Genomic DNA, 12557 nt, shown 5'->3' with positions numbered 1-12557 from the left:
CGGGTACCCTGCCCTCTACTGGGGGATACCCTGAATGATCCCTGAGGGACCCCCGAATCAGGCCGGTTTCAGGTCCGGGCAACCCTGATCCGTGTTTGGATTGGTACATGACAACCGCTGTACAACGCCCGCCGCTGGTCCGCAGCAGCGACCGCATGATCGCCGGCGTCTGCAGCGGACTTGCCGACCATTTGGGCTGGCCCGTGAAGTATGTCCGGCTGGGCATGATCCTTGCCTGCTTCGCCGGGGGAGCGGGGCTGGCCTTCTACGCCTGGCTGTGGACCATGGTTCCCACCGCTGATGAGGCCGCGCGCCGCAATGCCCGGCGCCCGGCGTCGCCTATTGCTCCCGCAGTCAGCCTTCCGCCTGCCACTGAGTCCATACCAAAAGCGCCCGACGCCGGACCCGCACCGCCGGTGATCGGTGCTCCTGCGGTGGGTGGAAACCTGCCGGCACCCGATGGTGCGGGTGCCTTTGGTCCACAGTTTGCCAGCCCACCGCCAGGTAGCCCATTGCTTGGTAGCGCATCGCTTGGTGAACAACTGTCTGGTGGGGCAACCAGCGGCAGCACGGCGGCTCCTGCCGGCGGCTGGGCCGAATCCGGAGGCTCCGCATCACCGGTCTCCCGGTTCAACTTTCGAAGAATCCAGTATGGCAAGGAGATCCTGCTCGGAGCCGGCCCTGCTTCTGGTCGCTGTGATCCTGATTGCCCGCCAGTTCGGCGTCGATGTGCCCTTGGGAACACTGATTCCGGCAGCTGCCATCCTGGGCGGTGCTGCGATCGCATGGATGCAACTCGACGAGACCCGCAGGGCCGGTTTGGTGGACAAAACCAAGGCCGACCAGGCTGGTGGCTGGGTCCGCTTGGCCGCCGGCCTTGCATTGGTAGTTGCCGGTGTCCTGGTTATGGTGTCCGGATCGGGATCCTGGGAGCAGACCTGGCTTGCGCTCCTGGCATCCGTTGCTGTGCTGGGCGGGGTTGCACTGGTCCTGCTGCCGTGGGGACTGAAGTTCTGGAAGGACCTCGAGACTGAACGGGCGGGGCGTGTACGGGAAACCGAGCGCGCGGAGATCGCGGCCCACCTCCACGATTCGGTGTTGCAGACCCTTGCCCTGATCCAGCGCAGGGCAAGCTCTGAGCAAGACGTTGTCCGGCTGGCGAGGGCCCAGGAACGTGAACTTCGGTCCTGGCTCTTCACTGATGCCGCCAAGAATGCAGGACTGCTGGCCGAGCGGATCAAAGCCGTAGCCGCCGAAGTGGAGGATGCCCACGGCCAGGCCGTGGAGGTGGTTACCGTGGGCGACGCCGATATGACTGACAGGCACGAGGCCCTGGTCCAGGCAGCCAGGGAAGCCATGCTCAATGCTGCCCGGCACGGCGGGGGAACTGTTTCCGTCTACATGGAGAGCACAGCAGGAAACACCGAGGTCTTCATCAAGGACCGCGGCCCGGGATTTGACGTTGAGTCCGTCCCCGATGACAGGCTGGGGGTCAAGGAATCAATCATCGGCCGCATGAAGCGTCACGGAGGCACGGCCACGATCAACAGCAGCAGGGACGGAACCGAAGTCCGGCTGGCCCTCCCCTCGATAAACGCCGATGGTGGCGATACGCGCACTGGAGATGTGCGCACTGGAGACGTGCGATCCGGGGATACGCGCTTCGGAGATGTGCACAGCGGCGAAGTACGGAATGGAGAACCACGGTAATGAACAACACCTCCCAAAGCGGTGAGCCGCGCAGTGTACGGGTGGTGATCGTCGATGACCACACGATCTTCCGTTCCGGGCTGAAGGCGGATCTCGATCACCGCATGGACGTCGTGGGCGAGGCGGGCACGGTTGAGGAGGCCATTGCTGTCATTGCGGAAACCCGGCCTGAGGTTGTCCTGCTGGACGTGCACCTTCCCGGTGGCCTTGGCGGCGGAGGGCGCGAGGTCATCGCAGGGTCTGCCGCGCTCCTGGGCACCACCAGCTTCCTGGCACTGAGTGTTTCAGACGCAGCCGAGGACGTCGTGGCAGTGATCAGGGCCGGTGCCCGCGGCTATGTCACCAAGACGATTTCCGGTGCCGGTATTTCCGATGCCGTGATCCGCGTGGCGGACGGCGACGCCGTCTTCTCGCCGCGCCTCGCTGGCTTCGTCCTGGACGCCTTCGGTACGGCACCAGCAGACATCGCGGACGACGAATTGGATCGTCTCTCGGCGCGTGAGCTGGAAGTCATGCGGCTCATCGCGCGCGGATACAGCTACAAGGAAGTGGCCAAGGAGCTGTTCATTTCCATCAAGACCGTGGAGACGCACGTGTCCGCCGTGCTCCGGAAACTGCAGCTCTCCAGCCGCCACGAACTCACCAAGTGGGCCGCCGAGCGCCGCCTCCTCTGATCCTCTCCCACATCCGCCGCCCTTTTGACGGATGCTCTCTCACATCCGTCGCCCTTTTGACGGATGCTCTCTCAGATCCCGCCGCTTAAACGGAAATGCTCCCGCACCAACAAACATTGGTGCGGGAGCATTCAACCGGTAACGTCGAAGCGCTACCGGGCCATAAGCTATTTCGCCTTGCCCAGGAATTCCTGGATCCGGCGGACGCCCTCGGCGAGATCGTCGTCGCCAAGTGCGTAGGACAGGCGAACATAGCCGGACGGGCCGAATGCCTCGCCGGGAACGATCGCTACTTCAACCTCGTCGAGGATCAACGTGGCGAGTTCCGCGGATGTCGTAGGGCGGACCGGGCCGTTGGAAGTTTCGAATTCCTTACCCAGCAGACCGCGGACGTCCGCGTACACGTAGAAGGCGCCGGTCGGCGTCGGGCATTCCACGCCGTCAATCGCGTTCAGGCCGGCCACGATCGCCTTGCGGCGGCGGTCGAACGCGACCTTCATTTCGTCGACGGCGGTCAACGGACCCGTGAGGGCAGCGGCGGCCGCGACCTGCATGATGTTCGAAACGTTGGATGTCGCGTGCGACTGCAGGTTGGTGGCAGCCTTGATGACGTCGGCCGGGCCGATCATCCAGCCCACGCGCCAGCCTGTCATGGCGTAGGTCTTGGCCACGCCGTTGAGGATGACAACTTTGTCGCCAAGCTCCGGTGCTGCGGTGGCGATGGAGGTGAACTTCACGCCGTCATAGGTCAGGTGCTCGTAGATTTCGTCGGTGACAACCCACAGGCCCTTGGAAGCCGCCCACTTGCCGATCTCCGCAACCTGCTCCGGGCTGTATACAGCGCCGGTCGGGTTGGACGGGGACACGAACAGCAGGATCTTGGTTTTGTCCGTGACAGCGGCTTCAAGCTGCTCGATGGTCACGAGGTAGCCCTGCTCGGGTCCGGCGAATACCTCCACCGGAACGCCCCCCGCGAGACGGATGGCCTCCGGATAAGTGGTCCAGAAGGGCGTGGGGATGATGACTTCGTCGCCCGGATCAACCAAGGTGGCGAAGGTGTTGTAGACAGCCTGCTTGCCGCCGTTGGTCACCAGGACCTGCGACGGGTCCACTTTGTAGCCGGAGTCCCGGAGGGTTTTATCGGCGATGGCCTTCTTCAGCTCGGGAAGCCCGGCAGCGGGGGAGTAGCGGTGGTACTTCGGCTGGGCAGCAGCCTCGATTGCTGCCTTGACGATGTAATCCGGGGTGGGGAAATCGGGTTCGCCGGCACCGAAACCGATCACGGGGCGCCCCGCGGCCTTCAGTGCCTTGGCCTTGGCGTCAACGGCAAGGGTGGCGGACTCGGCAATAGCGGAGATTCGTTGTGAAATGCGGGCGGCAGGTGTTCCGGCAGACATCTATGTACCGTTCTTCGCAGGCAGCTCGTGGGCTGGATGATGGGATTCGACGTAAACTACCTTATGCTGTTCTGCGGAGCTCCCGGGCGCCTGCTGGACAATGTGACTGATAATGCTGCTCACATTGATTCATAAGCGGCCGGAAGGCCCGGAATTAGTCCGGTTCGACTATCGCGAAGTTCTTGCGTAGACTGGTTCACCGGTGTTGAAAAGCACCACAGGCTGAAGTGCGGCCTGAAACATGGATTCGATCCATAGGGTAGTGGCGCAATTGGTAGCGCAGCGGTCTCCAAAACCGCAGGTTGCAGGTTCGAGTCCTGTCTGCCCTGCGCAAGCTGTTCCGGCGGAAACGCCGGGGCAAGCGCAGCAACCATGGCTCTGATCAGAGCCGGGTCAAACGACTTTGCAAGGTGAGTGAGGACCAGGTGACCGAAACGGCTGCTAGCAGCTCAAAGGGCCGTCCTGCCAAGAAAGCCGATGCCGGCTTCTTTGCCCGAATTGCACTCTTCATCCGCCAGGTTATCGGCGAACTGAAGAAGGTCGTTGCCCCGACCCGCAAGGAACTGATCAATTACACGGTCGTGGTGCTGGTGTTCGTAGCCATCATGATGCTCATCGTCACCCTGCTGGACCTTGCCTTCGGCACGGGAGTGAGCTGGGTCTTCGGTGGGTCAGGCGCTACGGACCGCTAAGCGGATCTGTCCGCAAACCGCGCGAAATTCCTTGGTAACTCAGGAATTTTGTGGGGTTTGCGGAATTGAGCCATTTAAATAGGCATGTTAGGCAATGAGGAAGCAGGAGACCAAGTGTCTGAGCAGGAGCTTGAGGTAAACGAGGCTGAGCTGGATGGGCCCGCTGAAAGCACAAACGACGCCGCGGCTGAGGCCGCGGAAGAGTCGGAGGCTGACTCTGCTGCGCCCGAATCTGCCGACGTCGATGATTCCGAAGAGGATTTCGAGTCTGACGTAGACGCTGAGTCTGATGACGAGTCCGACTCTGACGACGACTCCGACGTCGACGCTGCGGATGTCTCGCTGGAAGCCGCTGCCGCTGCAGCGCCCGCGGATCCGGCTGAGGAATTCAAGGCCAAGCTTCGCCGCCAGGAGGGTGACTGGTACGTCATCCACTCCTACGCCGGTTACGAAAACCGCGTGAAGGCCAACCTCGAGACCCGCATCCAGACGCTGGACATGGAAGATTACATCTTCGAAATCCAGGTCCCGATGGAAGAAGTCGTCGAGATCAAGAACGCGCAGCGCAAGGTAATCAACCGCGTCCGCATCCCCGGTTACGTCCTGGTCCGCATGGACCTGACCGACGCTTCCTGGGGCGCCGTTCGCCACACCCCCGGCGTCACTGGCTTCGTTGGCAACGCCCACAACCCGGTCCCGCTGCGCCTTGACGAGGTCTTCTCCATGCTCGCCCCGGTCTTCGAAGAAGAGCAGGCCGAGAAGGGCAAGCCGGTCAACAAGCAGAGCCAGGCTCCCGTGGCTGTCGACTTCGAGGTCGGCGAGTCCGTCATCGTCAAGGAAGGCCCCGTTCGAGACCCTTCCGGCAACGATCTCCGAGATCAAGCCCGAGTCCCAGACCCTCGTGGTCCTGGTCTCGATCTTCGAGCGCGAAACCCCGGTTACGCTCGCATTCAACCAGGTCACCAAGATCTAGCTGATTCCAAGATTTCGCTCCCGTTCCGCCTGCTTTGCGGTTCGGAAGCGGCCGGCCGCCTTGCCATGGCGGCCACAAACCTGGGACGCGCTCCTGTGTCCCAGGAAGCTATTGAGAGAAGGACCCTACATTGGCTCCCAAGAAGAAGGTCACCGGCCTCATCAAGCTGCAGATCCAGGCAGGTGCCGCTAACCCGGCTCCGCCGATCGGTCCTGCGCTTGGCCAGCACGGTGTCAACATCATGGAATTCTGCAAGGCGTACAACGCTGCAACGGAATCCCAGCGCGGAAACGTTATCCCGGTTGAAATCACGGTCTACGAAGACCGTTCCTTCACCTTCATCACCAAGACCCCGCCGGCTGCAGAGCTCATCAAGAAGGCTGCAGGCGTTGCCAAGGGTTCGGCTACCCCGCACACCGTCAAGGTTGCCAAGCTGACCCAGGCCCAGGTCGAAGAGATTGCTTCCACCAAGATGGAAGACCTGAACGCCAACGACATCGCGGCTGCTGCCAAGATCATCGCTGGTACCGCCCGTTCCATGGGTATCACCGTCGAATAGTCGAGGAATGCACGGACGGTGCGGGCTGAGGAACGAAGCACTCGCCGGAAGTGAGTCCCGGAGACTTTCGACAAATAGACGCAGCAGAGGGCTAATTTCAGCCTTCACCCGCCGGGCAACCGGCATCTGAAACATTAAAATGTCGCAGGATCCTTGCCGGATCCACGACTTGTGGCAGGGCCCAGCGCGGTCCGCAGACCACAACTGCACAAGGAGAAATAAGCAGCATGGCAAAGCGCAGCAAAGCATATGAGGCAGCCGTAGCCAAGATCGAGGCAGACAAGGTCTACGCCCCGTTCGAGGCAATCACCCTCGCGAAGGACACCAACCCTTCCAAGTTCGACGCAACCGTTGAGGTCGCTTTCCGTCTGGGCGTTGACCCGCGTAAGGCCGACCAGATGGTCCGTGGCACCGTCAACCTGCCGCACGGCACCGGTAAGACCGCCCGCGTCCTCGTTTTCGCAACCGGCGACAAGGCTGAGGCAGCAATTGCTGCCGGCGCCGACTTCGTTGGTTCCGATGACCTGATCGAAAAGATCGCAGCCGGCTGGACCGACTTCGACGCCGCCGTGGCAACCCCTGACCTCATGGGTAAGGTTGGCCGCCTCGGTAAGGTCCTGGGCCCGCGTAACCTCATGCCGAACCCGAAGACCGGTACGGTTACCCCGGATGTCACCAAGGCTGTCAACGACATCAAGGGCGGCAAGATCGACTTCCGCGTCGACAAGCACTCGAACCTGCACTTCATCATCGGCAAGGTGTCCTTCGACGCCCAGAAGCTGGCTGAGAACTACGCAGCTGCACTGGAAGAGGTGCTTCGTTTGAAGCCGTCCGCTTCCAAGGGCCGCTACATCCAGAAGGCTACGGTTGCAACCACGTTCGGTCCGGGCATCACCGTTGACCCGAACGTCACCAAGGTTCTCACCGAGGCGTAAGCTTCGCGAGTTCAAACTCTGAGAGGGACCGTCCGGCATTGCCGGGCGGTCCCTTTTTCATGGGTTCGTGCAGGCTGGCCGCGACTTGTTTGCCACCCCAGGCGGTCGTAGGCTGTGGGGCGTGGCGTCGTCGTCGAACTTTTCCGCCAACGGCGGGCTCACCATAGAAAGGCTTCCTGTTCCGCACGGTCCGGAGGCCACTGCCTCAACGGACTTCAAAGCCTTCCATGCGTTACGCATCGCCCATGAGCTTGCTTTGTGGGGAAACCTGGACCATTCGGCCACATTGGCCGAGTCGTTCATGTTCTGGCAGGGCAACGAATATGAGGAGCGGCACGTCTACCTGGCCCGTTTGGACGGCATTGTGGTGGGCAGCGGATCGCTGACCCTGCCGTTAAGCGAGAACACGACGACGGCGGGTGTGGACGTCGTCGTTGACGCAGCTTTCCGGCGGCGCGGCATTGGGACGATGATCCTTGAAGTTCTCGAAAAGGCGGCTGTGGAGCGGAACCGTACTTCCCTTGACGGATACTGCGGCGAGCCAATCGGGCCTGTCATTGCGGGCGAGGCGCTGCTGGAGGCAAAGTCCGGCACGGGTGGCGTGCCCCTGAACGCGGCATCGACCCGCTTTGCCCTGCACCATGGCTATTCCCTGGAACAGGTCGAAACCAGCAGCATCCTGACACTGCCGGTTGATGAGGCGCACCTGATTGAACTCGAAGTCGAGGCGCTGCGCCGGGCAACGGAGTACGACATCATCGGTTGGATGAACGAATGCCCGGACGAACTCCTGGACAGTTTTGCCAATCTCAAGAGCCTCATGAGCACGGAGGTGCCCATTGCCGGTCTGGGGTGGGAAGGCGAAGAGTGGGACGCCGTGCGGGTTCGGCGTGAGGAATCCACGTGGCGGGCAAGCGGCATGGACTCGGTTGTGGCTGCTGCCCGGCACCGCCCGAGCGGGGAGCTGGCGGCCTATACGGTCCTGACCCACCGTGAGGCGCTGCCGGCGGTCGTCAGCCAGGAAGACACGCTGGTGGCTCCCGGCCACCGGGGACACGGCCTTGGCATGCTGGTCAAAATCGCCAATCTTCGGAGGGCGGAAAGTCTTTGGCCGGACGCCACAGGCGTCATGACATGGAACGCCAATGAAAACCGGCATATGCTGGCCATAAATATCGCCCTTGGATTCAAGCCTTCCGGTTTTGAAGGCGAATGGCAGAAACGGCTGGGATGACTGTACACGAGGCGAAGACCGTTGTTGTCGAGCAGCTATGGGTGCCGGACAATCTGGACAGCCCCAAGGCAAGGGATTTCCTGGACGCCGTGGAAGTGGCGCGACGGGTCCGGATGCAGACCTGGGGCAGCGATGACCTGGCTTACACACCCCTGGAGAAGCTGCTTGAGTTCTCCGACCCCTATGAGCGCCAGATCATCCTGGTAGCCAAGGTGGACGGGGTCATCGTGGGAACAGTGGACATTGCGCTGCCGCTCGCGGACAACATGGACCTTGCGGAGTTCACCCTGGATATTCTCCCGGAGTATCAGAGCCAGGGCGTGGGTCGTCAGCTCCTGGAGGCCGCAGAGCAGTTGGCACGTTCTGAGGGCCGCACCATGGTTTTGGTGGACACGAACCACCCGGCAACTTCGCTCACAGAGATACCTGAAGACCAGTTGATTCCCGGCAGCGGCCCGGGCTTCGTGCCTGTCAGCAGCAGGGAAGTGGACTTTGCCCAGCGGGCGGGTTACACCCTTCAGCACATCGAGCAATTCAGTTCCTGCGTGCTGCCGCTGGATTCCAAGCTGGTTGCGGATCTTCAGGCAGAGGCCGAGGAAGCGAACGCTGGCCGCTACAGGCTGCACCATTGGACTGATCGGTGCCCCGAGGCTTGGTTGGAGGCCGTGGCTGAGCTGGAAAACGCCGCGGGGGAGGTTGTCCACGGTGAGGACGGCGAGGAAGAAGACTCCGCTGTCGAGGTTACCGGTATGGTCTTCGACGCCGCGGTTTTACGCGAAACCGAAGACGCCGCATTGGCGCAGGGCCGGCGCACGGTGGTTACCGCCGTCGAGCATATTGAGAGCGGCCGGCTGGCCGGATTGACCACCATCAGCGTCCTCGCGCACCGTCAGGACGTCGTTTTCCAGGACGATACTTTGGTCCTGCAGGAACACCGCGGCAACAAGTTGGGCCTGCTGATCAAGGTGGCAAACATGGAAAGGCTCAGCGAGCAATTTCCTGATGCCCGGGTCATTTACACCTGGAACGCACCGGAAAACCGGTACCTCCTGACCGTGAACAAGCAATTGGGATTTACGACGGCGGGAGTCACCGGGCTCTGGCAAAAGGAGCTTCCCGATCGGGGACCGAAGGTCACGTCGTCGGAGTAGCCAGCCAGGCATCCCACGGGGGGAGCGCGACGTCGATTTGGTTTGCTGATCGGTCTCCCGTAACCTTGAAGTACCAAAGACCGTCGGTTGATGGGAATCCACTCTTTCGAGCGCAGCTCAATTCTGCAGCGACGCCCCTGAGAACAAAGTGCATTCCTTGACGAAGGACCCTGAACATAGGGCGGCCGGCGCAGGTGAACGAAGCAAGTCTCCGCAGTGCAAACTGTGTTGAGCCAAGCCCCGTGCATCTGCGCGGGGCGTTTTTAGTTTTAGCTCTCGTGAGCGGGGACCCGGAAGACCGGCTTTATTCCCCGGAAGGAGGGTTATGACAACGCCTAGCAAGGTCTCCGCAGTTGCAGAGATCACCAACGATTTCAAGGAATCGAACGCGGCTGTCCTGACCGAATACCGCGGGCTCACTGTTGCACAGCTCAAGGAACTGCGTGTTGCACTCGGCCAGGACACCAAGTTCTCGGTCGTCAAGAACACCCTGAGTGCCATTGCGGCCAAGGAAGCCGGAGTTGAAGCATTCAACGACCAGCTTGCAGGCCCCACTGCAATCGCCTTTATCAAGGGTGACGCTGTTGCTGCTGCCAAGAGCCTGACGGACTTTGCCAAGGCCAACAAGCAGCTGGTTATCAAGACCGGTTACTTCGAAGGCAAGGCATTGGATGCACAGGGTGTTGCCGCACTGGCAGCCCTCGAGTCCCGCGAACTGCAGCTTGCGCGTGTTGCTGGTGTCCTTAAGGCTCCTGCTTCCGCTGCTGCCCGCATCATTGACGCTCTGCGCCTCAAGCTTGAAGAAGAGGGCGGCGCACCTGCACCGGCCGCTGAAGAAGCCCCGGCTGAAGAGGCTGCTGCTGAAGAGGTTGCGGCTCCGGCCGAAGCCGCTGAAGCCGCAACCGAAGAGAACTAAGTTCTCCCCCCAATCAAACTCAGGTGCATGGATCGGCTTTGCCCGGATCTGCACCAACTAATGGAAGGACGCCACCATGGCGAAGCTCAGCAACGAAGAGCTCATTGAAGCTTTCAAGGAACTGACCATCATCGAGCTCTCCGAGTTCGTCAAGCTCTTCGAAGAGACCTTCGAAGTTACGGCTGCTGCTGTTGCAGTTGCCGGCCCCGCCGCTGGCGGTGCTGCTGAAGCTGCTGAAGAGAAGACTGACTTCGACGTCATCCTCGAAGCTGCTGGCGACAAGAAGATCGCAGTGATCAAGGAAGTTCGCGCCATCACCTCCCTCGGCCTCAAGGAAGCCAAGGACCTGGTTGACAGCGCACCGAAGGCTGTTCTCGAAGGCGCCACCAAGGAAGCCGCAGAGAAGGCAAAGGCTCAGCTCGAAGAAGCTGGCGCAACGGTTACCCTCAAGTAACTCGTCTTGCTTGTGGAAGCCCCGTCCGGTTCGCCGGGCGGGGCTTCCTGCTTTAAACAAGCAACGCGGGGTCACTTACGGCCCATCCCATGGGGAATTACCGGCCGTAAGTGACCCCGCGTTGCGCTAAGCGGGTTCGCTGATGTCCGCAACGATGGCATTGAGCGCGGAAGTGAGGGCGTCCGCGTCCACGAATGCACTCCTGCCATGGGCTCCGGCACCCATCGAGATGCGGCGTCCGGTGATGGTGGCATCCGCATACACCGGCCAGGGCGTGGTGCTTCCCAGGGGAGTGATGGTCCCGCGCTCATAGCCGGTTGCGGCCAGGGCAACATCGGCGTGCGGCAGCGAGAGCTTGTTGACGCCCACCAACGCCCGCAACTTGGGCCAGGAGATCTGCCGGTCGCCGGGGATCAGCGCGAAGAGGAAGGTGCCGTCGCGATGCTTGACCACGAGCGACTTCACGATGTCCCCGGGACTGATCCCGAGGATGCCTGCGGCCTCCTCAAGGCTTTTGGCGGCAGGGCGCTCGACGACGTCCACGTCCAGTCCGCGCGCGGCGGCGTCGGACAGGAACCGTTCGGCCCCGTTCATTTGAGGTTCCACCACGTCCTGTGCCATTAATCGCGGTACAGCAGGAGAGCTTCGCCCTGGCCACCGCCGCCACAGAGGGATACAGCAGCCTTGCCGGTTCCCCTGCGCTTGAGTTCGTGGGCCGCGTGCAGGGCCAGCCGGGCCCCGGAAGCACCGATCGGGTGGCCGAGCGCGATTGCGCCGCCGTGGATGTTGCACTTCTCCAGCGGGTAGCTCAAGTCCTTCAATGATTGGACCGCCACAGAGCCGAAGGCTTCGTTAATCTCGATGAAGTCCAGGTCCTCGGCAGTCCATCCGGCCCGCTTCAATGCTTGCGAAATAGCGTTGGACGGCTGGGAGTGCAGTGAGTTGTCCGGGCCGGCCACTTGGCCGGGTTTGCCTACGACCGCAAGGTATTCCAGCCCGTTGTCCGTGGCGAAGCGGCGACTTGTCAGCACGAGTGCGGAGGCGCCGTCGGACAGGGGAGAGGAGTTGCCGGCGGTAATGGTGCCGTCGGTAGCGAATGCGGCCTTCAAAGGGGCAAGGGTTTCCAGGGTCGTGTTCGGACGAACGCCCTCGTCCGAGGTGAGTGTTACCGGATCCCCCTTGCGCTGCTTCACGCTCACGGGAGCGATTTCGACGTCGAAAATTCCCTCCGCGATTGCGGCAGCAGCGCGCTGGTGGGAAGCCGCCGCAACTTCGTCCTGCGCACGGCGGTCAATGCCCAGCGTTACGTTCTTGGTTTCTGTGGACAAGCCCATGGACTGGCCATCGAATGCATCCGTGAGTCCATCATGGGCGGCAACGTCCAACGCCTGGATCGCGCCGTAGGTCCAACCCTGCCGGGAACCGGGGAGCAGGTGCGGGGCGCGCGTCATCGATTCCTGGCCGCCGGCGACAACTACGGTGGCGTCCCCGCTGCGGATCATCCGGGCGGCATCAATGACAGCCGTGAGGCCGGAGAGGCAAACCTTGTTGATGGTGACGGCAGGGATGTTCCAGCCAACGCCTGCCGCGATAGCGCTCTGCCGTGCAGGATTCTGGCCAGCGCCCGCTTGCAGCACCTGTCCCATGATGACGGCGTCCACTTGTTCGGCCTTTACGCCGCTGGCCGCCAGTGCGGCGCTGATGGCGTGGGCGCCGAGGTCGACGGCGGTGAATCCGGCAAGCTGCCCATTCAGCCGACCCTGTGGGGTACGGGAAGCGGCAAGGATGACAACGTCATTGTCGTCAGCGGAGTTGTTCATGGTCTCTCTTCCGATCCGTGGTGGTGTAGCCAAGGCTATCGC

General features: G+C 62.0%; 11 protein-coding genes, 1 tRNA gene and 2 pseudogenes. 11 read left to right on the top strand and 3 right to left on the bottom strand.

The features are described 5' to 3' along the window. Positions 1-107 precede the first annotated feature (107 nt). A pseudogene (locus tag LDP01_RS08015) lies at positions 108-1710 on the top strand (ATP-binding protein). Then, on the top strand, positions 1710-2384 hold the full coding sequence (locus tag LDP01_RS08010; protein WP_224088332.1) for a LuxR C-terminal-related transcriptional regulator: 675 nt from the start codon (positions 1710-1712) through the stop codon (positions 2382-2384). Before LDP01_RS08015 ends, LDP01_RS08010 begins: the two are co-directional and overlap by 1 nt. 167 nt (positions 2385-2551) lie before the next feature. On the opposite strand, the gene LDP01_RS08005 is transcribed toward LDP01_RS08010, so the two are convergent. Next, positions 2552-3781, bottom strand: a complete 1230-nt coding sequence (locus LDP01_RS08005) for a pyridoxal phosphate-dependent aminotransferase (protein ID WP_224088330.1) — start codon at positions 3779-3781, stop codon at positions 2552-2554. 256 nt (positions 3782-4037) lie between these two features. Here LDP01_RS08005 and LDP01_RS08000 point away from each other — a divergent pair. From LDP01_RS08000 to rplL, 9 genes and pseudogenes are all read left to right on the top strand, one after another. Beyond that, positions 4038-4110: transfer RNA gene (locus LDP01_RS08000), tRNA-Trp, on the top strand. A gap of 81 nt (positions 4111-4191) precedes the next feature. Next, a complete protein-coding gene (secE, locus tag LDP01_RS07995; RefSeq protein WP_216925074.1) occupies positions 4192-4473 on the top strand; it encodes a preprotein translocase subunit SecE in 282 nt (93 codons plus the stop codon). A gap of 114 nt (positions 4474-4587) precedes the next feature. Then, positions 4588-5446, top strand: a pseudogene (nusG, locus tag LDP01_RS07990) (transcription termination/antitermination protein NusG). A gap of 130 nt (positions 5447-5576) precedes the next feature. Continuing rightward, positions 5577-6005 carry a 50S ribosomal protein L11 gene (gene rplK, locus LDP01_RS07985; RefSeq protein ID WP_021474784.1) on the top strand — a complete coding sequence of 143 codons (429 nt, stop codon included), beginning with the start codon at positions 5577-5579 and terminating at the stop codon, positions 6003-6005. Positions 6006-6232: 227 nt separating this feature from the next. Next, positions 6233-6940 carry a 50S ribosomal protein L1 gene (rplA, locus tag LDP01_RS07980; protein ID WP_216925076.1) on the top strand — a complete coding sequence of 236 codons (708 nt, stop codon included), beginning with the start codon at positions 6233-6235 and terminating at the stop codon, positions 6938-6940. Between the two features lie 121 nt (positions 6941-7061). Further along, a complete protein-coding gene (locus tag LDP01_RS07975; RefSeq protein WP_224088328.1) occupies positions 7062-8174 on the top strand; it encodes a GNAT family N-acetyltransferase in 1113 nt (370 codons plus the stop codon). Continuing rightward, the gene (locus LDP01_RS07970; protein WP_224088326.1) at positions 8153-9325 is read left to right on the top strand and encodes a GNAT family N-acetyltransferase; all 1173 of its coding nucleotides are present in this window, start codon (positions 8153-8155) and stop codon (positions 9323-9325) included. Before LDP01_RS07975 ends, LDP01_RS07970 begins: the two co-directional genes overlap by 22 nt. A gap of 325 nt (positions 9326-9650) precedes the next feature. Then, positions 9651-10241 carry a 50S ribosomal protein L10 gene (gene rplJ / locus LDP01_RS07965; RefSeq protein ID WP_223933997.1) on the top strand — a complete coding sequence of 197 codons (591 nt, stop codon included), beginning with the start codon at positions 9651-9653 and terminating at the stop codon, positions 10239-10241. 76 nt (positions 10242-10317) lie between these two features. Beyond that, positions 10318-10695: a 50S ribosomal protein L7/L12 gene (gene rplL / locus LDP01_RS07960; RefSeq protein WP_223933995.1), complete on the top strand. Its 378-nt coding sequence runs from the start codon at positions 10318-10320 to the stop codon at positions 10693-10695. A gap of 126 nt (positions 10696-10821) precedes the next feature. Here the strand turns inward: rplL and LDP01_RS07955 are convergent, their stop codons facing one another. Together LDP01_RS07955 and LDP01_RS07950 are read right to left on the bottom strand one after the other, a co-directional pair. Then, a complete protein-coding gene (locus LDP01_RS07955; protein ID WP_396133427.1) occupies positions 10822-11289 on the bottom strand; it encodes an aminoacyl-tRNA deacylase in 468 nt (155 codons plus the stop codon). Positions 11290-11315: 26 nt separating this feature from the next. Continuing rightward, positions 11316-12515: an acetyl-CoA C-acetyltransferase gene (locus LDP01_RS07950; protein WP_224088322.1), complete on the bottom strand. Its 1200-nt coding sequence runs from the start codon at positions 12513-12515 to the stop codon at positions 11316-11318. Between the last annotated feature and the right edge of the window lie 42 nt (positions 12516-12557).

Source organism: Arthrobacter sp. StoSoilB13 (genome assembly GCF_019977255.1).
GTDB lineage: Bacteria > Actinomycetota > Actinomycetes > Actinomycetales > Micrococcaceae > Arthrobacter.
The sequence above is the reverse complement of the archived record's forward strand: the minus strand, read 5'-3'. Positions and strand labels throughout refer to the sequence as shown.